Below are 21,886 nucleotides of genomic sequence, written 5' to 3'. Positions count from 1 at the left end.
GCCGTACTTTCGCCGTTAGTCGCGGAAGTTTTTAAACTGGAACGGCTGGCCGAGATCGCCGCCGCGCACCAGCGCCATCACCGACTGCAGGTCGTCGCGGGATTTCCCGGTCACGCGAATCTCTTCGCCCTGAATTTGCGCCTGCACCTTCAGCTTGCTGTCTTTAATCAGCTTGACGATTTTCTTCTGCACCGCGCTTTCGATGCCCTGCTTCAGCTTAGCTTCGACAAACCAGGTCTTACCGCTGTGCACAAACTCTTCCGGCACATCGAGAGATGCGCCTTCAATGCCGCGCTTCAGCAGCTTGGCGCGCAGGATATCCAGCAGCTGGTTCACCTGGAAATCAGACTCGCTCAGCACCTTAATGGTTTTATTGGCTTCATTCAGCTCAATTTTCGCTTCTACACCGCGAAAATCGAAACGCGATTCAACCTCACGGGCCGCGTTATCCACACCGTTGCGCGCTTCCTGAAGATCAACTTCAGAGACAATATCGAAAGATGGCATCTTTTCCCCTCCCTTAGTTTCTTTTGCGTTGCATAATACCTGCAACGCGGCATAACTCAACTTGTTATCCCCGGAAGCTCAGTGGATAGCGCTATACTCACACTCATTCGGGTCATCAGCGTGAAGTATGACATACCAGCAACATCTGGTGTGGTAAGGAGGATGTTTGAAAATAACAGTATTGGGATGTGGCGCGCTGGGTCAGCTATGGATGACGGCGCTCTACAAAAAAGGATTTGAAGTACAAGGATGGCTACGTGTACCTCAGCCCTACTGTAGCGTCAATCTGATAGAGCTGGACGGCAGTGAGTTTAACCAATCGTTGACGGCCAACGATCCTGATTTTCTGGCGCAAAGCGATTTACTGCTGGTCACACTCAAGGCCTGGCAAGTTTCCGATGCGGTCAGAGCCCTGGCTTCACGTCTCCCACAAACTACGCCTATTTTGCTGATTCATAACGGTATGGGCACTCTGCTGGAGCTGAACGACCTCAAGCAGCCGATTCTGCTTGGCGCCACCACGCAGGCCGCGCGGCGCGACGGGAACGTGATCGTTCACGTGGCCAACGGTACCACCCATATCGGCCCGGCCAAACGCTACGACGCCGACTACAGCCAGCTGGCGGAAACCCTGCAGAACGTCCTGCCAGACGTGGCCTGGCACGATAACATTCACTCCGCCATGTGGCGCAAGCTGGCGGTCAACTGCGTCATTAACCCGCTCACCGCGCTGATGAACTGCCCGAACGGCGATCTGCGCGGCCATCAGGAGCAAATTGCCCTTATCTGTGAAGAGGTTGCGCAGACCATGACGCGGGAAGGATTTCATACCTCTCCGGAAAGTCTGTTATTTTATGTGAACCAGGTGATTGACCTGACAGCAGAAAATATCTCATCGATGCTGCAGGATATCCGCGCGTTGCGTCATACGGAAATCGACTACATTACCGGTTTTCTGCTCAAACGCGCGCGAGCGCACGGCATCCCCGTGCCGGAAAATACCCGCCTGTATGAACTGGTTAAACGTAAGGAGAGTGAATATGAGCGCGTCGGCACTGATTTGCCTCGCACCTGGTAGTGAAGAGATGGAAGCCGTCACCACTATCGATTTATTAGTGCGTGGCGGTATTCAGGTCACCACCGCCAGCGTCGCCAGCGACGGCAACCTGACGATTACCTGCTCGCGCGGCGTGAAGCTGCTGGCCGACGCCCCGCTGGTGGAAGTGGCGGACGACGATTTCGATATCATTATCCTGCCTGGCGGCATTAAGGGCGCGGAGTGCTTTCGCGACAGCCCGCTGCTGGTCGAAACGGTGAGGCAGTTTCATCTCTCCGGGCGTATCGTTGCCGCTATCTGTGCGGCAGCGGCGACCGTCCTCGTGCCGCATGATATTTTCCCCATCGGTAATATGACCGGCTTCCCGGCGCTGAAAGATAAAATCCCGGCAGATCAGTGGATGGATAGACGCGTCGCGTGGGATCCGCGCGTCAATCTCCTCACCAGCCAGGGGCCAGGAACATCCATTGATTTTGGCCTGAAGATTATTGACCTGCTGGTCGGGCGCGAAAAGGCGTATGAAGTGGCATCACAGCTGGTGATGGCGGCAGGGATTTATAACTACTACGAAGGGTAACGCCGGATGGTGGTATCAACACCTTATCCGGCCGACAGATAACCCGATATAAAAAAACCGGCCAGGCCGGTTTTTTTATTTATGGACGGTAAACCTTCACGTTTTCAAAGCCCTGTTCGCGCAGATACAGCGCCTGCAGACGGCTCATCACGCCACGCTCGCACCACAGCAGATAGGTTTTGCTGCGATCAAGGTCGCCAAACTGGGTGCTGAGTTTATAGAACGGCAGCGAGGCCACTTCTACGCCCTCTACTTTCAGCGGTTTGTCGTCCTGCTCATCAACGGAGCGGATATCAAGAATCACGTCGTTGGCGCTAAAGCCGCTGACGGTTTCCACTTCCACCACCTCTTGCTGGGTCTGCTGGGCGATTTCGCGGATATCAACGTTGTTCGCCTCTGCCACCACTTTGTCGAGGATCGCAAAGTCGAAGTTCTCTTCTTCGGCTTCGATTTTCGCCTTCACCGCTTTGATGGTCGGGCTTTTTGAGATCACGCCGCAGTATTCCGGCATGGTACGGGCAAAATCTTCGGTACCGATTTCACGCGCCAGATTGATGATGTGCTCTTTATCGTGCGAAATCAGCGGACGCAGAATCAGGGTATCAGAAACGTTGTCGATCAGACGCAGGTTGGTCAGCGTCTGGCTGGAAACCTGGCCAAGCGCTTCACCGGTCACCAGCGCCTGCACGCCGTAGCGTTCAGCCACTTTCGACGCCGCACGCACCATCATACGCTTGAGCACCACGCCCATCTGGCCGTCGTCGACTTTCTCGAGAATTTCGCCCACCACCGGTTCGAAGTTGATCGCCACAAAACGCACGCGATGCGAACTGCCGAAGCGGTTCCACAGGTAGTGCGCAACCTGACGAACGCCGATTTCATGCGCCGCGCCGCCAAGGTTAAAGAAGCAGTAGTGTACGCGGCAGCCGCGACGCATCAGCATATAGCTGGAAACGCCGGAGTCGAAACCACCGGAGATCAGCGACAACACGTCTTCCTGGGTGCCAATCGGGAAACCGCCAATACCTTCATAACGCCCTTTTACCAGCAGCAGACGATCGTTCTCGATTTCGAGATTGACGGTCACATCCGGGTCGGTCAACTTCACGCGCGCCGTTTCAATATGCTGGTTCAGACCGCCGCCCACATAACGCTCAACCTCAATGGAGGTGAATTCGTGCTTACCGCGACGTTTAACCCGCACGCAGAAGGTTTTGTTTTCCAGCGCTTCGCGCCACAGCGGCAGCGTCTGCTCGAAAATATCGTGCAGGGAGGTGAACGGCACGTCTTCCACTTCGAGGATATGGTGAATCCCCGGAATGCGCGTCAGAGCGTCGCGGATAACCAGACGCTGGTTCTCATCTTTTGCGCGAACTTCGATGTGATCCCAGTGACGAACGACGGCGAGCGTTTCATCGTAGTGTTTAAGAACGTTACGAATGTTCCCGGTTAAAATTTTAATAAAGCGCAAACGCACAGATTGGCTTTTGATGGTGATTTCCGGGAACAATTTAATGATAAACTTCATGGCGGCAATGGTTCGTTGGCAAGCCCGACAGGGCTTTGAGCAAAAAGATGTATCGCAGCGTACCAGCGGTCGCTACGTCCAGGACGCGGAGTATACCATCATCCCGCTGACCATTGCGTGTTATTTGCTTCACACTCAGACTCCGTTACCATAGACGCAGTCGCGACATAACAAGAGCCAAACATCCACTATGCCAAAGAAAAATGCAGCCCCGGCCAGTTTCGAAACCGCGTTAACCGAGCTGGAGCAAATAGTTAATCGTCTGGAAAGCGGTTCTCTGCCGCTGGAAGAGGCGCTGAACGAGTTCGAACGCGGCGTCCAACTGGCACGTCAGGGGCAGAGCAAACTGCAGCAGGCGGAACAACGCGTGCAGATTCTGTTGGCCGATAACGAAGATGCTCCCTTAACACCTTTCACGCCGGACGCTGAATAAATGGATTTTTCGCAACAGCTGGATGCCTGCGTCACCCAGGCAAACGACGCGCTGCGCCGTTTTATCGCACCGCTGCCGTTTCAGAACACTCCACTGGTCGAAGCGATGCAATATGGCGCACTCTTAGGCGGTAAACGTCTGCGCCCGTTCCTCGTGTACGCCACCGGGCAGATGTTCGGCGTGAGCATCGCCACGCTGGACGCGCCCGCTGCGGCGGTCGAGTGCATCCACGCCTATTCGCTGATGCACGACGATCTGCCAGCGATGGACGACGACGATCTGCGCCGTGGTCAGCCGACCTGCCATATTAAATTTGGTGAGGCGAGCGCCATTCTGGCCGGTGACGCGCTGCAAACGCTGGCGTTTTCTATACTCAGTGATGCGCCGATGAATGAGGTCTCTGACCGCGATCGTCTGGCGATGCTCTCCGAGCTGGCAAGCGCCAGCGGCGCGGCGGGCATGTGCGGAGGTCAGGCGCTGGATCTGGAAGCCGAAGGGCAACAGGTTAATCTGGAAATGCTGGAACGCATTCATCGCCATAAAACCGGCGCGTTGATTCGCGCTGCCGTGCGCCTGGGGGCGCTCAGCGCGGGTGAACAGGGGCGTCAGGCGCTGCCGCTGCTGGACAAGTATGCCGAAAGCATCGGTCTGGCGTTCCAGGTTCAGGATGACATTCTGGATGTGGTGGGCGATACTGCGACCCTCGGAAAGCGCCAGGGTGCCGACCAGCAGCTCGGCAAGAGCACCTATCCGGCACTACTGGGCCTTGAGCAAGCCCGGAACAAAGCCAGTGACCTCATCGCTGAGGCTCGCCAGTCGCTAGAGCAACTGGCCGCACAATCACTGGATACCACAGCACTGGAAGCGCTAGCGAACTACATCATCCTGCGCGACAAATAAACAATAAATGAGTCTCAGATGAGTTTTGATATTGCCAAATACCCGACCCTGGCGCTGGTCGATTCCACTCAGGAATTGCGCCTGCTGCCAAAAGAGAGCCTGCCGAAGCTGTGTGACGAGCTACGTCGTTACCTGCTCGACAGCGTGAGCCGTTCCAGCGGACACTTCGCCTCCGGGCTTGGCACGGTGGAGCTCACCGTGGCGCTGCACTACGTCTATAACACGCCGTTCGACCAGCTTATCTGGGACGTCGGTCACCAGGCTTATCCGCACAAAATTCTGACCGGCCGTCGCGACAAAATTGGCACCATCCGCCAGAAAGGCGGCCTGCACCCGTTCCCATGGCGCGGTGAGAGCGAATACGACGTGCTGAGCGTCGGCCACTCTTCCACCTCCATTTCCGCCGGGATCGGCGTCGCCGTTGCGGCAGGCAGAGAGAACAAGCAGCGTCGTACCGTTTGCGTGATTGGCGATGGCGCGATCACCGCCGGAATGGCGTTTGAAGCGATGAACCACGCGGGTGATATCAAACCGGATATGCTGGTGGTGCTGAACGACAACGAAATGTCGATTTCCGAGAACGTCGGCGCGCTGAACAACCATCTGGCGCAGCTGCTCTCCGGAAAGCTCTACTCCTCGCTGCGTGAAGGCGGTAAAAAAGTCTTCTCCGGCGTGCCGCCGATTAAAGAGCTGCTCAAGCGTACCGAAGAACATATCAAAGGCATGGTGGTGCCCGGCACGCTGTTTGAAGAGCTGGGCTTTAACTACATCGGGCCGGTGGACGGCCACGACGTGCTGGGGCTGGTCAATACGCTAAAAAACATGCGCGACCTGAAAGGCCCGCAGTTCCTGCATATTATGACCAAGAAAGGCCGCGGCTATGAGCCCGCAGAGAAAGACCCGATTACTTTCCACGCGGTGCCAAAGTTTGACCACACCAGCGGCAAGCTGCCAAAAAGCAGCGGCGGCCTGCCGTCATACTCCAAAATCTTTGGCGACTGGCTGTGTGAAACCGCAGCCAAAGACAGCAAGCTGATGGCGGTTACCCCGGCGATGCGCGAAGGCTCCGGCATGGTCGAGTTTTCGAAAAAGTATCCGGATCAATATTTTGACGTGGCGATCGCCGAGCAGCATGCGGTCACCTTCGCCGCCGGGCTGGCGATTGGCGGCAATAAGCCTGTCGTAGCGATCTACTCCACTTTCCTGCAGCGCGCCTACGATCAGGTGATCCACGACGTGGCGATTCAGAAGCTGCCGGTCCTGTTTGCGATCGACCGGGCGGGCATCGTTGGCGCCGACGGGCAGACGCACCAGGGGGCGTTCGATCTCTCCTATCTGCGCTGCATCCCGGACATGGTTATCATGACGCCAAGCGATGAAAACGAGTGCCGCCAGATGCTGTACACCGGCTATCACTACGGCGAGGGGCCAAGCGCGGTGCGCTATCCGCGCGGTTGCGGTACCGGCGCGGAACTGCAGCCGCTTGAGAAACTGCCGCTCGGTAAAGGCGTGGTGAAACGCGAAGGCGAAAAGCTGGCGATCCTCAACTTCGGAACCCTGCTTGCGCAGGCTGAAACGGTCGCCGAGAAGCTCAATGCAACGCTTGTCGACATGCGCTTTGTGAAGCCGCTGGATGAAAGTCTGATTCTGGAGATGGCCGCGCGCCACGAATCGCTGGTGACGCTGGAAGAAAACGCCATCATGGGCGGCGCGGGCAGCGGCGTGAACGAAGTGCTGATGGCGCATCGCAAGCCGGTGCCGGTGCTCAATATCGGCCTGCCTGATTTCTTCATTCCTCAGGGGACTCAGGAAGAGATGCACGCCGAGCTCGGCCTCGACGCCGCGGGCATCGAAGCGAAGATCGCGGCCTGGCTAGCATAATCCTCCCCACGGCTCCTGCTATGCTTAAAGGTAAACCTCTTACCCGCTAGCAGGAGCTGAATCATGCAATACGATACGTTAGGACACACCGGCCTTCGGGTCTCTCGTCTTTGCCTGGGCTGTATGACGTTTGGCGAGCCGGATCGGGGTAAACACGCCTGGACGCTGCCGGAAGACAGCAGCCGCCCGATTATCCAACGCGCGCTGGAAGGCGGCATCAACTTTTTCGACACCGCCAATAGCTACTCTGACGGCAGCAGTGAAGAGATTGTTGGCCGCGCGCTGCGCGACTTCGCCCGCCGCGAGGACGTGGTCGTGGCGACGAAGGTTTACCATCAGGTCGGCGACCTGGAAGAAGGCCTCTCCCGCGCGCAAATTCTCCGCTCAATAGATGACAGCCTGCGCCGCCTGGGCATGGACTACGTCGACCTGCTGCAAATCCACCGCTGGGACTACCGTACACCCATTGAAGAGACGCTTTCAGCGCTGGATGAGGTGGTGAAATCCGGTAAAGCGCGCTTTATTGGCGCGTCTTCCATGCATGCCCGTCAGTTTGCCCACGCGCTGGCGCTACAGAAGGCCAACGGTTGGGCGCCGTTTGTCACTATGCAGGATCACTACAACCTGATTTACCGGGAAGAAGAGCGCGATATGCTGCCGCTGTGTGCCCAGGAAGGCGTGGCGGTGATCCCATGGAGCCCGCTGGCGCGCGGACGCCTGACGCGACCGTGGGGCGAAACCACCGCACGGCTGGTGTCCGATGAGTTTGGTAAAAGCCTTTATAGCACTACCGAAGAGAACGATGAGCAGATTGCCGGTGAACTGGAACGCGTGGCCGAAGAGGTCGAGGCTAGCCGGGCGCAAACGGCGCTGGCGTGGCTGTTGAGCAAACCGGGCGTAGCGGCGCCGATTATCGGCGCATCGCGCGAGGATCAGTTGGATGAATTGTTGAACGCGGTGGATATTACGCTGACGCCAGAACAAATTGCGTCACTAGAAGCGCCGTATCAGCCGCATCCGGTGGTCGGGTTTAAGTAAGGTGCAGGAGCCCCCCCCCACCCTAACCCTCTTCCCAAAGGGTCGAGGGAACCTTACGGAGCCGGTTTTTCACCGACTCCTCTGGGGGGGAGGGTCATCCCTCACAAGATGTGATGCCCCACGACATACAATATCGCGGCCGAAATGACCCCGGCGACGATATCGTCGATCATAATCCCCATCCCGCCGTGGACGTTACGGTCAAACCAGCGGATCGGCCAGGGTTTCCACATATCAAAAATACGGAATACCACGAACCCCGCCAGCACCCACTGCCAGGTCATCGCCGGGATCGCCATCAGGGTAATCCACATCCCGATAAACTCATCCCAAACGATACTGCCGTGGTCATGCGTCCCCATATCACGCGCCGTGCGACGACAGATGTACACACCGATGCAGATGCCGAACATCACCACCAGCGAATAAATTTGCAGCGGTAAAAAGGTCAGCAGATACCAGAACGGAATGGCGGCAATCGAGCCCATCGTTCCCGGTACAATCGGGCTCAAGCCGCTGCCGAAGCCGGTTGCCAGCAGGTGCCACGGGTTGCGCAAGTTCAGGCGGCTTTTTGCGATATCATTCTTGGCCAAAGTGATCGTACCCCTTCCAGTCCAGCGTGACCGTCTTCCCATCCTGTGTGAAATGCATGCCTTCAACATCGGCGCTAATCTGCCCGATGCAGGTAAACGGTGTACCCAGTTGGCCCAGCGCCACTTCCAGCGCACCGCGATTCAGCTCCGGCACGGTAAAGCAGAGCTCATAATCTTCACCGCCGGATAGCGCCCAACGACAGGCCTGCCCGGTTGAAACATGGCGACGCAACGCTTCAGAGTACGGCATAGCATCTAAATCGATCCGCGCGCCGAGGCCGCCGCTTGCCTTAAGGATATGCCCCAAATCGGAGATCAGCCCGTCGGAAAGATCGATTGCCGAACTGGCCAGATCGCGCAGCGCCTGCCCTTGCAGCACGCGCGGCGTCGGGCGCAGATGACGCTGACGCAGATACGCCGCATCTTCAGGGTTCTCAATCACCAGCTGGTTGAGAATCAGCGCCAGCCCGGCGGCGCTATCGCCCGGCGTGCCGGTAACGTAGATCCAGTCGCCCGGCTTCGCGCCCGAGCGCTTCAGCGCCCGGCCTACCGGCACATAACCGTGAATACCCAGCGTCATCGACAGCGGCCCTTTGGTGGTATCGCCGCCAATCAGCTGCATATCGTAGTAGCTTAATTGGTCAAACAGACTGTCGCTGAACGCCTGCAGCCAGTCTTCATCAACCGCAGGAAGGGTCAGCGCCAGCGTCAGCCACGCCGGATCCGCGCCCATGGCCGCGAGATCGCTCACGTTCACCGCCAGCGCTTTATAGGCCAGATCGGCCGGATCGATATCGGGGAGAAAATGGTTGCCCGCCACCAGCGTGTCGGTGCTGATAGCCAGCGTCTGTTTTTCGGGAATAGTGAGTAACGCGCAGTCGTCGCCGATTCCGGTGTCGACATCGAGACGGGCGTTTCGTACTCGGTCAAAATAACGGGCAATCAGGGAAAATTCGCCGCATGCCATACGTTATGCCTCAGCAGAAGGATAAAACAAGGCCGGGGGGATGACGTTAAGCCACCCGCGCACCGGCCTGGAGATTACTTTTTGTGGGGACGAATAGCAGGAGCGGCTTTATCCAGCACGCCGTTGACAAACTTGTGGCTGTCTTCAGCGCCGAAGGTTTTCGCCAGCTCGATGGCTTCGTTGATGGCCACTTTGTACGGCACATCGTCACGTTTTGACAGTTCAAACAGTGCAATACGCAGTACGGCTTTTTCCACCTGGCCCAGCTCGTCGAGCAGACGGGACAGGTATGGCTTCATCAATCCGTCGAGGTACGCGCTGTTAGTCGCCACCCCGGACAGCAGTTCACGGAAGTACAGGACGTCAACGTCTTTCACGTCTTGTTCCGCCAGGAACTGGTATTCAACATCGGCGATGTCGTTCTGGGACAACTGCCAGGAGTAAAGCGCCTGGACGGCACACTCACGGGCGCGGCGACGAGCAGCAGGTTTCACGGATTTCCCCTTACAAAAATCAGGCCTTGATGGCTTTCAATACATTAATCATTTCAAGCGCGGTCAGTGCTGCTTCAGCACCTTTGTTACCGGCTTTTGTGCCAGCGCGTTCGATGGCTTGTTCAATACTTTCGGTGGTCAGAACACCAAAGGCTACCGGGATTTCGCTGTCCTGAGCGACGTGCGCCAGGCCATTGCTTGCCCCGCCAGCAACATATTCGAAGTGAGCAGTACCGCCACGGATAACCGTACCCAGCGCGATCACCGCATCGTATTTACCGGTTTTCGCCAGTGCGCCAGCCGCCAGAGGCAGTTCATAAGCACCTGGAACCCAAACAACGGTGATGTTTTCATCTTTAACCTGACCAATACGCTTCAGGGCGTCGATAGCGCCTTCCAGCAGGCTGTCATTGATAAAGTTGTTGAAACGCGCGATGGTGATGGCGACGCGAGCGTCCGGGGTAGCAACGTTAGCTTCAATAATGTTCATACTGTTCCTTTGGGTTCATTTGCCCCGCAGGGGGGCGGATTTTATCATAATATTCTGGGCGCTGCTTCCTCTAATTCGGAAAGCCTCACGCAGCCGTTAAATGCAGGCAGACATCCGGTCCTACCTGACGTATCTCGTTGAATTTGAAATGGGGGGCATCGGCCAGTTTCTCAAGCCCCGGCAGCACACATAATCCGCGCGCATCGTTCCCTAACAGTTTAGGCGCGATATAGACGATAAGCTCGTCCACCAGCCCCGCCTGAATCAGCGCGCCGGCTAGCGTTGGCCCCGCCTCCACCCAGATGCTGTTAATCTGCTGTTTGCCCAGCTGCATCATCATTAGCACCAGATCGAGATGGCCGTTATGCTCCGGCACTTTCAGCGTCTGTACGCCGTCGGGCCAGTTGCGGGTATCTTCCACGGTACGCGCAAATAGCGTTTCGCCGGGCTGATGCACGATGCGATGCTCAGGCGTCACGCGATTGCCGCTATCAATCACAATGCGCAGCGGCTGACGCAGATTTTCCTGCGAGTAGTTTGCCTGTGTTTCTGCGCTCAGTTCGTCCCAGCGCACGGTCAGCGCCGGGTCGTCGGCCAGCACCGTGGCGCTGCTGGTTAAAATAGCGTGGCTTTCGGCGCGCAGGCGCTGCACATCGCGACGCGCCTGCGGCGAGGTAATCCACTGACTTTCGCCGCTGGCCATCGCCGTACGCCCATCGAGCGATGCACCGAGTTTGAGCTGTACGTACGGGAAACCGGTACGCATCCGCTTGAGGAAGCCTTTGTTCAACGCTTCGGCCTCGCTCATCATCAGCCCATGGCTGACCTCAATACCCGCCTGCTGCAGGCGATAGAGACCACGGCCCGCCACCTGCGGGTTAGGATCCTGCATGGCGGCAACCACGCGCGAGACACCCGTGGCAATTAACGCATCGCAGCACGGCGGCGTACGGCCATGGTGGCTGCACGGTTCCAGCGTGACGTAAGCAGTGGCGCCTTTGGCCTTTTCACCCGCCATACGCAGCGCGTGCACTTCGGCGTGCGGCTCACCGGCGCGATAGTGAAAACCTTCGCCGACAATTTCGCCCTGATTGACAATCACGCAGCCGACGCGTGGGTTGGGATGGGTGGTAAATCGCCCGCGCGCCGCCAGTTTAAGCGCGCGCGCCATGTACATTTCATCGTGCATAGCTTAGTCCTGTAAGCGGGCGATCTCTTCGCCAAACTCTTTGATATCTTCAAAGCTGCGGTAGACAGAGGCAAAGCGAATATAGGCGACTTTATCCAGCTTTTTCAGCTGTTCCATCACCAGATTCCCCAACAGTTTGCTCGGCACTTCGCGCTCACCGGTGGCGCGCAGATGCGATTTAATATGGTTAATCGCCATTTCTACGTCATCGGCGCTCACCGGGCGCTTTTCCAGCGCTCTCAGCATACCGCTGCGCAGTTTGTCTTCATTAAACGGTTCGCGCACGTCATTGCTTTTTACCACGCGCGGCATCACCAGCTCCGCAACCTCAAAGGTCGTGAAGCGTTCGTTGCACACCAGGCATTGCCGACGGCGGCGAACGGAAGAGCCTTCTCCCACAAGACGGGAGTCAATCACTTTAGTGTCTACGGCGAAACAGAATGGGCAGTGCATACGACGTCCTGACGATGAGGGTGAGTGTAATGGAATCTATTTTACCCTGAACTGCGAAGACAACAAAGGCGGCATGTTTTTGAGACAATGGATCGATGCCATCAGCCCTATTGCACGCTACCATTGCGTTATCCCGAAAAGAAGGAACAGACAGAATGACAAGACGTTACCTAAGAATTGCCCTGCTGGGAAGCCTCGTCAGCCTGAGCGCCTGCGCGCAGCAGTCGGAAGTGAAGCAAATGCATCAAAGCATTAGCGCGCTGAGCAGCGAGATGACGCAGCTTAACAAAGAAACGGTGAAAATCACCCAGCAAAATGCGCTGAACGCCAAATCGACGAAGGGCGTATATCTGTTGCCGGGGGCCAATACCCCTGCCCGCCTGGATAGCCAGATAGGCACGTTGCGCATGTCATTGCGTAACGTTGCCGCCAACGCTCAGGGCACGGCGCTGACGTTGCGCATCTCCGGCGAGTCCAACACGCCGCTGCCGGCCTTCACCGGCACCGTGGAATGGGGACAGATCCAGGGCACCACCGAGCAGTATGAGGAAGTGAACGTGCAAAATCAGCTGTTCTCCGCCCCGGCCAGCGTGCTGGCGCCAAGCGACGTCGATATTCCACTGCAGCTTAACGGCGTGACGCCAGAGCAACTGGGCTTTGTACGCATTCACGACGTTCAACCCGCCAACGCGCAGTAATCTCGCTTATCGGCACTGTGCCGTTCCAGTGCCGACACCGCCCCCAACGCGCCCTCTCTTGCCCACATTTTCTGTATGTAAACATTTGCAATAATTCACCCCATCAGTACAATCGCCGCGTCTAAACTACGCAAACGTGAACGCAATCGATTACGCATTTGAAAAATGTGTGAAGTGCGACTGATTTTCGTGAGCAAGGATTCATATAATAGGCTCGCAGAAACACGAAACATTTAGAAAAACTTCGGTGATAAAAATCACTCTCTTTCGAATTTTTTTATTAGTGGCATAAATATGAAAAAAACATTACTGGCAGCCGGTGCCGCGCTGGCGCTCTCCGCATCTTTCACTGCTAACGCAGCAGGCGACTCTCAGCCGCAGTATGTCTCTGACTGGTGGCACCAGAGCGTAAACGTGGTAGGAAGCTACCACACCCGCTTCTCTCCGAAGCTGAACAACGACGTCTACCTCGAGTATGAAGCGTTTGCGAAGAAAGATTGGTTAGACTTCTACGGCTACATCGATATTCCGAAAACCTTCGACTGGGGTAACGGTAACGATAAAGGTATCTGGTCCGACGGTTCTCCGCTGTTTATGGAAATCGAACCGCGCTTCTCTATTGATAAGCTGACCGGCGCAGACCTGAGCTTCGGCCCGTTCAAAGAGTGGTACTTCGCCAACAACTACATCTACGATATGGGTGACAACAAAGCCAGCCGCCAGAGCACCTGGTACATGGGTCTGGGTACCGATATCGATACCGGTCTGCCGATGGGCCTGTCCCTGAACGTGTATGCGAAATACCAGTGGCAGAACTACGGTGCGGCGAACGAAAACGAGTGGGACGGCTACCGCTTCAAAGTGAAATACTTTGTACCGATTACCGACCTGTGGGGCGGTAAGCTGAGCTACATCGGTTTCACCAACTTCGACTGGGGCTCCGATCTGGGCGACGAACCGAACCGTACCAGCAACTCCATCGCCTCCAGCCACATTCTGGCGTTGAACTACGATCACTGGCACTACTCCGTTGTCGCCCGTTACTTCCATAACGGCGGCCAGTGGCAAGGTGGCAATACCCTGAACTGGGGCGAAGGTGATTTCAGCGCGAAATCAACCGGCTGGGGTGGTTACCTGGTCGTGGGTTATAACTTCTAATCCCGCTAACAAAAAAGGCCAGAGGTTTCCCTCTGGCCCGTTTCGGACGCATGCTGCCATGCGGGCGGCAGGTTCGCCCACCTCGCCTTATCTCTGACTATGCCACTAGCCTAAAAACAGACCCGTCGCAATACCGACCAGCGTTGGTGCTGCCAGGTCGTGCCAGACAATAATGCAAACTTCCGTGAGCGTCATACAGCCGCCTTGGTGCCGCCTTGGTTGCAATGGCAACGGTTCGCGGCTATCCTCAACTTGTCTAGAGATAGGATTGCCCCCGTTATGTTGCCGGTGAATACCGAACAATGTGCGGGGGTTTTCTCTTTCCAGCGACAAGGCCACCGGGGATCAAGCCCCCGCAACATTGCGCCTCACCGGGTAAACCCGGCTTGTCGCTAATTCTACGCCTCTCGCTGTTATCCGCATGACTTTAAAACGAAAAAATCCCGACCTTGCGATCGGGATTCCAGTGACGATGTATGCGTTACAGCGCCCAGCGCTTATTTCTTTTTATTCAGCATCGCTTTCAGATCGGCAAACGGGTTATAGGTCGCCTCGCCCACGTCTTTCTGCGCATCTTCCCCGGCGACCACCGTCGAACCGTACTGATCCGCCTCGGTGTATTTTGAGTGCTCGTGATCGTGGCAGAACAGGCACAGCAACTCCCAGTTGCTACCGTCTTCCGGGTTATTGGTATGGTCGTGATCCATATGATGGACCGTCAGCTCACGCAGGTTGGAGTAGACAAACTCACGCGAGCAACGCCCGCAGACCCACGGAAACAGTTTCAGCGCTTTTTCACGGTAGCCGCTTTCCAGCCGCACGTAGTTTTTAGGGATGATAGCCATAATGACCCGGTATGTAGTAATAAAAGTAAGGGAATGTCCCAGTCTAAAGGCGCAATAAAAAAGCCGCAACACCCTACGGCGTTACGGCTTTTATCAGCATCCTGACAGCGTCAGCTTACGGCAGAATGGACGGCTGATCCGCCCCTTCCTTCTCAACTTTCTGCTGCAGCATATGCTCGCGCTTCATACCCAGCTTCAGCGCCAGCGCCGATGCTACGTAGATAGACGAAGCGGTACCGATGGAGACACCGATCAGCATCGTCAGCGAGAAGCCTTCCAGTACCGGACCACCGAAGAGGTACAGCATCAGAATTACCACTAACGTCGTACCGGAGGTAATCAACGTACGGTGCAGCGTCTGGGTCAGCGACACGTTAAAGATTTCGTAAGGCGTCCCGCGACGAATTTTGCGGAAGTTTTCACGAATACGGTCCGATACCACGATACTATCGTTGAGCGAGTAACCGATGACCGACATCAGCGATGCAACGATCGTCAGGTCAATCTCGATATGGAACAACGACAGGATCCCTAAGGTGATGATCACGTCGTGCGCCAGCGCGATAACCACGCCCGCCGCCAGTCGCCACTCAAAGCGGAAACCGACGTACACCAGGATGGAAATCAGCGCCACCAGCAGCGCCATCGCACCGGTTTGCGCCAGATCGGCCCCCACGCTTGGCCCGACGAATTCGATACGTTTCACGGCGGCGTTCTGGTTGGTGGATTCGTTAATCACACTCAGCACCTTACTACCCAGCACCTGCCCGCCGTCTGCACCTTCAGTCGGCGGCATACGTACCATAATGTCGTGGCTGCTGCCGAAGTTTTGCAGCAGCGGGTCAACAAAGCCCGCTTTCTCCAGCGCATCGCGCATCACGTCCATATCAGCCGGTTTTTCCAGCGTGATCTCAATGACCGTACCGCCGGTGAAATCGAGACCCCAGTTAAACCCGCGTACGCCCATCACGATGATGGCCGCAATCAGCAGGAAACCCGAGATGCCGAAAGCCCAGAAGTCCCAGCGCATAAAGTCATAGACTTTACGGCCGTGGTTCAATTGTTCAACAGTATATTCCTGTGCCACAACGCACTCCTCAGATTGACAGCTTGTTGATGCGTTTGCCGCCATACAACAGGTTTACGATGGCACGCGTACCGACAATCGCGGTAAACATCGACGTCGCTACACCGATACCGGTAGTAATTGCGAACCCTTTAATGGCCCCGGTACCGACGGCATACAGGATCAGGACTTTAATCAGCGTCGTAATGTTCGCATCAAAGATGGAGCTAAACGCGCCGGCATAGCCTTCGTTGATCGCCTGCTGCACCGAACGCCCGTTGCTCAACTCTTCTTTGATACGTTCGTTGATCAGAACGTTCGCATCGACCGCCACCGCAAGGGTTAACACAATCCCCGCAATCCCCGGCATACTTAACGTCGCGCCCGGAAGCAGCGACATAATGCCGACAATCAGCACCAGGTTCGCGATCAGCGCGCTGGTCGCAATCAGGCCGAACTTCTTGTAGAAGAAGATCATGAACAGGATAGAAACCACCAGACCGGCCAGACACGCTTCCAGGCCCTGTTTGATGTTCTGCATACCCAGCGTTGGGCCAATGGTACGTTCTTCAACAATCTGAATTGGCGCAATCAACGCGCCCGCACGCAGCAGCAGCGACAGCTGACGCGCTTCGTTCGGATTGCCAATACCGGTAATACGGAAGCTGTTACCCAGACGAGACTGGATATTGGCGATGTTAATCACCTCTTCCTGTTTCACCAGCACGGCACGACCGTTCGCGTCTTTCTTACCGCTGTCTTTGTACTCCACAAACAGGGTCGCCATCGGCTTGCCGATATTGTCCTTGGTGAAGTTAGACATGATGTTGCCACCCGCGCTATCCAGCGAGATGTTCACCTGCGGCTGGTTGTATTCATCCTGGCTTGAAGTGGAGTCGGTGATATGGTCACCGGTCAAAATCACACGTTTGTACAGCACAACCGGCTGACCTTCACGCGTGTTTTTCACCTCAGAGTCACCAGGAATACGGCCAGAAGCGGCAGCAGCCTGATCGACGTTGGTATTTACCAGACGGAATTCCAGGGTTGCCGTCGCGCCGAGAATTTCTTTCGCGCGAGCGGTATCCTGGATACCCGGCAGCTCAACCACGATGCGGTCAGCGCCCTGGCGTTGAACCACCGGCTCAGCCACGCCCAGCTGGTTAACACGGTTACGCAGAATGTTAATGTTCTGCTGAACCGCATATTCACGCGCTTCGCTCAGACGCGCGTCGGTCATGACCGCGCGCAGCGCCGTACTGCCCTGACTGGTGATAACCATATCGCGGTGACGCGGGGTCAGATAAGCGATAGCCTGATCGCGCGCGTTAGCATCGCGGAACGTGATGCTCAGACCATAGTTATCTTCTTTGCGTACGTTGGAATACGGAATGTTTTTCTCACGCAAATCGCTGCGCAGACTGTCGATGTTTTGTTCCTGCAATTTGCCCAACGCGGTGTCCATATCCACTTCCATCAGGAAGTGAACGCCGCCACGCAGGTCAAGACCGAGCTTCATTGGCTCTGCTTTAATCGCAGCCAGCCAGCGCGGTGTTGCCGGAGCAAGGTTAAGCGCCACGACATATTTGTCACCCAGCACGCCCATCAGCGCTTCACGCGCGCGCAGCTGGATGTCGGTGGTGTCGAAGCGCGCAAGAATAGCGCCCTCTTCCAGTGCCACAGACTTAGCGGTGATTTTTTCTTCTTGTAACGTTTTCTGGACCTGGATCAGCGTTTGCTCACTGGCGGCGACGCCGCGCACGCCAGTGATTTGAACGGCCGGATCCTCACCATACAGGTTGGGAAGCGCATACAGCAGACCGACGACAATCACGACGATCAGCATGACATACTTCCACAAAGGATAACGGTTTAACACGGCAGTTCCCTTTGGGAAAACGGAATATTACAGCGCCTTCATGGTGCCTTTCGGCAGAACGGCAGCTACGAAGTCACGTTTGATAACCACTTCAGTGGTGTCGTTCAGCGCGATAGCAATGTAGCCAGTTTCCGCTACTTTGGTTACACGACCGACCAGGCCACCGTTGGTCAGGACTTCATCGCCTTTCGCGATGGAGTTCATCAGGTTCTTGTGCTCTTTGGTGCGCTTTTGCTGTGGACGCAGGATCATGAAGTAGAAAATCAGACCAAATACCACCAGCATCAGAATCAGAGACATCGGGCTGCCCTGCGCCGGAGCACCTGTTGCCGCTACCGCATCAGAAATAAAAAAGCTCATTAAATTTCCCTCATTATTAAAATTAATCAACGTTCAAAGGTGGAACGGGTCGCCCCTGACGTTGGTAAAAATCGGTCACGAAGCTCTCTAATTTACCCTCTTCAATAGCCTTGCGTAAACCAGCCATTAAGCGCTGATAGTAGCGAAGATTATGAATGGTATTGAGGCGCGCGCCCAATATTTCGTTGCAACGGTCAAGATGATGCAAGTATGCACGCGAATAATTGCGACAGGTGTAGCAATCACACTCAGCGTCGAGCGGGCTCGTGTCGCTTTTATGCTTGGCATTGCGGATTTTTACCACGCCGTCGGTCACGAACAGATGACCATTACGGGCGTTACGCGTTGGCATAACGCAGTCAAACATGTCGATACCGCGACGTACGCCTTCAACCAGATCTTCCGGTTTGCCAACGCCCATCAGGTAACGCGGTTTGTCAGCAGGGATCTGCGGGCAAACGTGCTCCAGGATGCGGTGCATGTCTTCCTTCGGCTCACCGACCGCTAAACCGCCGACAGCGTAGCCATCAAAGCCTATCTCTACCAGACCTTTGACAGAGATATCGCGTAAATCTTCGTAAACGCTACCCTGAATGATGCCAAACAGCGCATTTTTGTTACCGAGGCCATCAAAGCGGTCGCGGCTGCGTTTCGCCCAGCGCAGCGACATCTCCATAGAGCGCTTCGCGTAGTCCCAGTCCGCCGGGTACGGCGTACATTCGTCGAAGATCATCACGATGTCGGATCCGAGATCGTACTGAATCTCCATGGATTTTTCCGGATCGAGGAAAATCGGATCGCCGTTGATCGGGTTGCGGAAGTGTACGCCCTGCTCGGTGATCTTACGGATATCACCCAGGCTGAAGACCTGGAAACCGCCGGAATCGGTGAGAATCGGCCCTTTCCACTGCATGAAATCGTGCAGGTCGCCGTGCAGTTTCATAATTTCCTGACCCGGGCGCAGCCACAGGTGGAAAGTGTTGCCGAGAATAATCTGCGCGCCGGTGGCTTCAACTTCTTCCGGCGTCATGCCCTTCACGGTGCCGTAGGTACCGACCGGCATAAAGGCAGGCGTTTCCACTACGCCACGATCGAAAACCAGGCGGCCGCGGCGAGCGCGACCGTCTGTGGTGTCCAGTTCAAATTTCATCTTAACTCCATGCGTCAGAAAAACAGTCCGACGTTTTAAATACTCATGTCGCGGATTTATTCCCCGACACGCTCAGAAATAGCCTGCGGATTGTACGTGATAAACATGGCATCGCCGTAACTAAAAAAGCGATATTTTTGTTCTACAGCAGCCTTATAGGCGTTCATGGTGTGCTGATAACCGGCAAAAGCGGAAACCAGCATAATCAACGTGGATTCCGGCAGGTGGAAGTTGGTGACCAGCGCATCAATCACCTGGTATTGATAGCCCGGGAAAATAAAGATCTGCGTATCGCCGAAGAACGGGGCAATCAGTTCGTCTTTTGCCGCCTGCGCCGCGCTTTCCAGCGAGCGTACTGAGGTCGTACCGACCGCGACAACGCGATTGCCGCGCGCTTTCGCCGCCAGCACGGCGTCAACCACCTCTTGCGGCACTTCCGCGTATTCGGAGTGCATAATGTGGTCTTCAATGCTGTCCACGCGTACCGGCTGGAAAGTGCCTGCGCCCACGTGCAGGGTCACAAAGGCCATTTCGATGCCTTTCTCGCGCAGTTTCGCCAGCAGCGGTTCGTCAAAGTGCAGACCCGCGGTCGGTGCCGCAACGGCGCCCGGCTTTTCGCTATACACGGTCTGATACAGCTCGCGGTCGGCGTCTTCGTCCGGACGATCGATGTACGGCGGCAGCGGCATGTGGCCGATCGCATTCAGAATATCCAGCACGCTACGCTCGTCGTCGAACTCAACTTCAAACAGCGCGTCGTGGCGCGCGACCATCGTCGCTTTAATGCTTTCGTCGTCGCCCAGCAGCAGCTCGGCGCCCGGCTTCGGCGCTTTAGAGGCGCGAATATGTGCCAGAATACGTTTATCATCCAGCATACGCTCGACCAGCACTTCAATCTTGCCGCCGCTGGCTTTACGGCCAAACAGACGCGCCGGGATCACGCGGGTGTTGTTAAAGACCAGAAGATCGCCAGGGTTGAGCTTGTCGAGCAAATCGGTGAAAGTACCGTGCGTCAGCGCGCCCGTCGGCCCGTCCAGCGACAGCAAGCGACAGCTGCTACGCTCGGCTTGTGGATAGTGGGCAATCAGGGATTCAGGTAGTTCAAAGGAGAAATCGGCAACGCGCATGACTGTGACTCTGGGCTTAATAATGAGGCGGGTAGTCTAGTGCCGGGGCGTCGTCCCTGCAACCCTTACCCCTCTGGATAAACAGTAAACCATGAATTTTCTCGCTCACCTGCATCTCGCACACCTCGCCGACAGCTCGCTGTCGGGCAATCTGCTGGCCGATTTTGTGCGCGGCAACCCGCAGCAGGACTATCCGGCCGCCATTGTCGACGGTATTCATCTGCATCGTCGTATCGACGTGATGACCGACAACCTGCCGCAGGTGAAAGAGGCCCGCGAGTGGTTTCGTCCCGAGACGCGCCGGGTCGCGCCAATCACCCTTGACGTGATGTGGGACCACTTTCTCTCCCGCCACTGGGCGCAAATTTCGCCCGATATCGCCCTGCCCGATTTTGTGCGCTATGCCCATGAGCAGGTCATCACTATTCTGCCCCAGGCTCCGGCGCGCTTTATTACCCTGAACGAGCACCTGTGGTCGGAACGCTGGCTTGAGCGCTATGGCGAGATGGCGTTTATCCAGCGCGTTCTTAACGGCATGGCCAGCCGCCGGCCTAAACTCGATGCGCTACGTGATTCATGGCACGATCTCGACGCCCACTATGCCGCCCTGGAGACCCGCTTCTGGCAGTTTTATCCGCAAATGATGCGCCAGGCGAAAAACAAAGCGCTGTAAGCCTTGCGCTCTGGGCGGGAAGCGCTATTCTTAAAAACTTGGAAAAAATAAATTATTGATAGGTAAAACCTAATAAATTAATCGTCAAAGCCTTTTTGTATTAGCCGCTTACCCTCCCTATACTGGCCCGCGTTGCGTTCCATTAACCTTATAAATTCAAAGGAGAACCCCATGGTTCTGGTTACTCGTCAAGCGCCTGACTTCACCGCAGCAGCGGTACTGGGCAACGGTGAAATCGTTGAGAAATTCAATTTCAAACAGCACACCCAGGGTAAAGCCACCGTTCTGTTCTTCTGGCCGATGGACTTCACCTTCGTCTGCCCGTCTGAGCTGATCGCTTTCGACAAACGTTACGAAGAGTTCCAGAAGCGCGGCGTTGAAGTGGTTGGCGTCTCCTTTGACTCCGAATTCGTTCACAACGCATGGCGTAACACCCCGGTCGACAAAGGCGGCATCGGTGCAGTGAAATACGCAATGGTTGCTGACGTTAAGCGCGAAATCCAGAAAGCTTACGGTATCGAACATCCGGACGAAGGCGTTGCGCTGCGCGGCTCCTTCCTGATCGACGCTAACGGCGTTGTTCGCCACCAGGTGGTTAACGACCTGCCGCTGGGCCGTAACATCGACGAAATGCTGCGTATGGTTGATGCGCTGCAGTTCCACGAGCAGCACGGCGAAGTGTGCCCGGCGCAGTGGGAAAAAGGGAAAGAAGGCATGAACGCGTCTCCGGACGGCGTGGCTAAGTACCTGAGCGAGAACGTATCCAGCCTGTAATCGGCTCGCGTTCTGCTGAAAAGGCTCGCATTTTGCGAGCCTTTTTTGT

25 protein-coding genes are annotated in these 21,886 nt (G+C 56.1%); 10 read left to right on the top strand and 15 right to left on the bottom strand.

The window, feature by feature from the left end:
• Nucleotides 1–15: 15 nt before the first annotated feature.
• On the bottom strand, nucleotides 16–507 hold the full coding sequence (locus tag M989_RS19085) for a YajQ family cyclic di-GMP-binding protein (RefSeq protein ID WP_064547885.1): 492 nt from the start codon (nucleotides 505–507) through the stop codon (nucleotides 16–18).
• Between the two features lie 166 nt (nucleotides 508–673).
• Between M989_RS19085 and panE the strand changes: the two genes are divergently transcribed.
• Nucleotides 674–1,585: a 2-dehydropantoate 2-reductase gene (panE, locus tag M989_RS19080; protein WP_064547883.1), complete on the top strand. Its 912-nt coding sequence runs from the start codon at nucleotides 674–676 to the stop codon at nucleotides 1,583–1,585.
• A complete protein-coding gene (yajL, locus tag M989_RS19075) occupies nucleotides 1,548–2,141 on the top strand; it encodes a protein deglycase YajL (protein WP_064547881.1) in 594 nt (197 codons plus the stop codon). The genes panE and yajL overlap by 38 nt, the downstream gene beginning before the upstream one ends.
• Before the next feature lie 79 nt (nucleotides 2,142–2,220).
• Here the strand turns inward: yajL and thiI are convergent, their stop codons facing one another.
• On the bottom strand, nucleotides 2,221–3,669 hold the full coding sequence (gene thiI / locus M989_RS19070; RefSeq protein WP_064547879.1) for a tRNA uracil 4-sulfurtransferase ThiI: 1,449 nt from the start codon (nucleotides 3,667–3,669) through the stop codon (nucleotides 2,221–2,223).
• Between the two features lie 190 nt (nucleotides 3,670–3,859).
• On the opposite strand from thiI, the gene xseB reads away from it, so the two are divergent.
• From xseB to M989_RS19050, 4 genes are all read left to right on the top strand, one after another.
• On the top strand, nucleotides 3,860–4,102 hold the full coding sequence (xseB, locus tag M989_RS19065; RefSeq protein ID WP_064547877.1) for an exodeoxyribonuclease VII small subunit: 243 nt from the start codon (nucleotides 3,860–3,862) through the stop codon (nucleotides 4,100–4,102).
• Complete coding sequence (gene ispA / locus M989_RS19060) at nucleotides 4,103–5,002, top strand: (2E,6E)-farnesyl diphosphate synthase (protein WP_064547875.1); 900 nt, start codon at nucleotides 4,103–4,105, stop codon at nucleotides 5,000–5,002.
• Nucleotides 5,003–5,020: 18 nt separating this feature from the next.
• On the top strand, nucleotides 5,021–6,883 hold the full coding sequence (gene dxs, locus M989_RS19055) for a 1-deoxy-D-xylulose-5-phosphate synthase (protein WP_064547873.1): 1,863 nt from the start codon (nucleotides 5,021–5,023) through the stop codon (nucleotides 6,881–6,883).
• A gap of 63 nt (nucleotides 6,884–6,946) precedes the next feature.
• Nucleotides 6,947–7,921, top strand: a complete 975-nt coding sequence (locus M989_RS19050; protein ID WP_064547872.1) for an aldo/keto reductase — start codon at nucleotides 6,947–6,949, stop codon at nucleotides 7,919–7,921.
• A 101-nt stretch (nucleotides 7,922–8,022) separates the two neighbouring features.
• On the opposite strand, the gene pgpA is transcribed toward M989_RS19050, so the two are convergent.
• The 6 genes from pgpA to nrdR all read right to left on the bottom strand — a co-directional run bounded on the left by pgpA (nucleotide 8,023) and on the right by nrdR (nucleotide 12,107).
• Nucleotides 8,023–8,514, bottom strand: coding sequence for a phosphatidylglycerophosphatase A (pgpA, locus tag M989_RS19045; protein WP_245191275.1), 492 nt, complete (start codon nucleotides 8,512–8,514; stop codon nucleotides 8,023–8,025).
• Entirely contained in the window at nucleotides 8,501–9,481 is a 981-nt protein-coding gene (gene thiL / locus M989_RS19040) for a thiamine-phosphate kinase (RefSeq protein WP_064547868.1), read from the bottom strand. The genes pgpA and thiL overlap by 14 nt, the downstream gene beginning before the upstream one ends.
• A gap of 74 nt (nucleotides 9,482–9,555) precedes the next feature.
• Complete coding sequence (gene nusB / locus M989_RS19035) at nucleotides 9,556–9,975, bottom strand: transcription antitermination factor NusB (RefSeq protein ID WP_064547866.1); 420 nt, start codon at nucleotides 9,973–9,975, stop codon at nucleotides 9,556–9,558.
• 19 nt (nucleotides 9,976–9,994) lie between these two features.
• Entirely contained in the window at nucleotides 9,995–10,465 is a 471-nt protein-coding gene (gene ribH, locus M989_RS19030; protein WP_001021161.1) for a 6,7-dimethyl-8-ribityllumazine synthase, read from the bottom strand.
• Nucleotides 10,466–10,550: 85 nt separating this feature from the next.
• Nucleotides 10,551–11,654 (bottom strand): bifunctional diaminohydroxyphosphoribosylaminopyrimidine deaminase/5-amino-6-(5-phosphoribosylamino)uracil reductase RibD, encoded by a 1,104-nt coding sequence (gene ribD / locus M989_RS19025; RefSeq protein WP_064547864.1) that lies wholly within the window; start codon nucleotides 11,652–11,654, stop codon nucleotides 10,551–10,553.
• A gap of 3 nt (nucleotides 11,655–11,657) precedes the next feature.
• On the bottom strand, nucleotides 11,658–12,107 hold the full coding sequence (gene nrdR, locus M989_RS19020; RefSeq protein ID WP_061282153.1) for a transcriptional regulator NrdR: 450 nt from the start codon (nucleotides 12,105–12,107) through the stop codon (nucleotides 11,658–11,660).
• Nucleotides 12,108–12,262: 155 nt separating this feature from the next.
• On the opposite strand from nrdR, the gene M989_RS19015 reads away from it, so the two are divergent.
• On the top strand, nucleotides 12,263–12,805 hold the full coding sequence (locus M989_RS19015) for a SadB/YajI family lipoprotein (RefSeq protein WP_064547863.1): 543 nt from the start codon (nucleotides 12,263–12,265) through the stop codon (nucleotides 12,803–12,805).
• A gap of 294 nt (nucleotides 12,806–13,099) precedes the next feature.
• Complete coding sequence (locus M989_RS19010; RefSeq protein WP_064547861.1) at nucleotides 13,100–13,963, top strand: nucleoside-specific channel-forming protein Tsx; 864 nt, start codon at nucleotides 13,100–13,102, stop codon at nucleotides 13,961–13,963.
• Nucleotides 13,964–14,068: 105 nt separating this feature from the next.
• Here M989_RS19010 and M989_RS19005 read toward each other — a convergent pair whose 3' ends face one another.
• The 7 genes from M989_RS19005 to queA form a co-directional block, all read right to left on the bottom strand.
• Nucleotides 14,069–14,158, bottom strand: coding sequence for a type I toxin-antitoxin system toxin Ldr family protein (locus M989_RS19005; RefSeq protein WP_064547859.1), 90 nt, complete (start codon nucleotides 14,156–14,158; stop codon nucleotides 14,069–14,071).
• A gap of 302 nt (nucleotides 14,159–14,460) precedes the next feature.
• On the bottom strand, nucleotides 14,461–14,808 hold the full coding sequence (yajD, locus tag M989_RS19000; protein ID WP_035895149.1) for an HNH nuclease YajD: 348 nt from the start codon (nucleotides 14,806–14,808) through the stop codon (nucleotides 14,461–14,463).
• Between the two features lie 115 nt (nucleotides 14,809–14,923).
• A complete protein-coding gene (secF, locus tag M989_RS18995; RefSeq protein ID WP_064547857.1) occupies nucleotides 14,924–15,895 on the bottom strand; it encodes a protein translocase subunit SecF in 972 nt (323 codons plus the stop codon).
• Nucleotides 15,896–15,905: 10 nt separating this feature from the next.
• Nucleotides 15,906–17,753: a protein translocase subunit SecD gene (gene secD, locus M989_RS18990; RefSeq protein WP_074398825.1), complete on the bottom strand. Its 1,848-nt coding sequence runs from the start codon at nucleotides 17,751–17,753 to the stop codon at nucleotides 15,906–15,908.
• Nucleotides 17,754–17,780: 27 nt separating this feature from the next.
• Nucleotides 17,781–18,113, bottom strand: coding sequence for a preprotein translocase subunit YajC (gene yajC / locus M989_RS18985; protein WP_002890398.1), 333 nt, complete (start codon nucleotides 18,111–18,113; stop codon nucleotides 17,781–17,783).
• A gap of 22 nt (nucleotides 18,114–18,135) precedes the next feature.
• Complete coding sequence (gene tgt / locus M989_RS18980; protein WP_012133574.1) at nucleotides 18,136–19,263, bottom strand: tRNA guanosine(34) transglycosylase Tgt; 1,128 nt, start codon at nucleotides 19,261–19,263, stop codon at nucleotides 18,136–18,138.
• A gap of 56 nt (nucleotides 19,264–19,319) precedes the next feature.
• Nucleotides 19,320–20,390: a tRNA preQ1(34) S-adenosylmethionine ribosyltransferase-isomerase QueA gene (gene queA, locus M989_RS18975; RefSeq protein ID WP_064547853.1), complete on the bottom strand. Its 1,071-nt coding sequence runs from the start codon at nucleotides 20,388–20,390 to the stop codon at nucleotides 19,320–19,322.
• 91 nt (nucleotides 20,391–20,481) lie between these two features.
• On the opposite strand from queA, the gene acpH reads away from it, so the two are divergent.
• Nucleotides 20,482–21,063, top strand: coding sequence for an ACP phosphodiesterase (acpH, locus tag M989_RS18970; RefSeq protein ID WP_064547851.1), 582 nt, complete (start codon nucleotides 20,482–20,484; stop codon nucleotides 21,061–21,063).
• Nucleotides 21,064–21,234: 171 nt separating this feature from the next.
• Nucleotides 21,235–21,837, top strand: a complete 603-nt coding sequence (locus tag M989_RS18965; RefSeq protein WP_064547849.1) for a peroxiredoxin — start codon at nucleotides 21,235–21,237, stop codon at nucleotides 21,835–21,837.
• Nucleotides 21,838–21,886: the final 49 nt, after the last annotated feature.

Origin of the sequence: Kluyvera georgiana ATCC 51603 (genome assembly GCF_001654985.1) — a bacterium.
GTDB classification, from domain to species: domain Bacteria; phylum Pseudomonadota; class Gammaproteobacteria; order Enterobacterales; family Enterobacteriaceae; genus Kluyvera; species Kluyvera georgiana.
This window is presented reverse-complemented; position numbering and strand designations above follow the sequence as displayed.